Annotated in this window: 1 protein-coding gene; it reads left to right on the forward strand. The window is 53.2% G+C overall.

Going from position 1 to position 359, the window contains the following annotated elements; all coding sequences use genetic code 11:
* Positions 1 to 4: 4 nt before the first annotated feature.
* The coding region (locus FWJ25_RS20865; protein ID WP_497755929.1) for a hypothetical protein at positions 5 to 359 on the forward strand (355 nt) is incomplete at its 3' end.

Consider the following 359-nt stretch of genomic DNA (forward strand, 5'->3'; position numbering starts at 1 on the left):
TATATTGCCCCTCCTCTCCCAGGTTACACCTCCGAGCTCATTCACTCAGGATGAAACCAGATATTTGACAGACCGCATACAGAATGGTGGCACAGAAGTTGTGGAGGCAAAGGCTGGATCAGGCTCCGCGACTCTGTCAATGGCTTTTGCTGCTTCTAAATTCGCTGACGCATGCTTGCGAGCTATGCGGGGCGAAGCTGGAATCGTGGAATGCTCATATGTTGCATCCGAGGTGACAGAACTGCCGTTCTTTGCAACGAAAGTGAGGCTTGGCCGTGGTGGAGCCGAGGAGATCCTCCCGCTTGGCCCTTTGAATGATTTCGAGAGAGCTGGTCTGGAAGCGGCAAAGAAGGAACTGG

Origin of the sequence: Marinobacter salinexigens, from assembly GCF_008370345.1 — a bacterium.
Lineage (GTDB): Bacteria > Pseudomonadota > Gammaproteobacteria > Pseudomonadales > Oleiphilaceae > Marinobacter > Marinobacter salinexigens.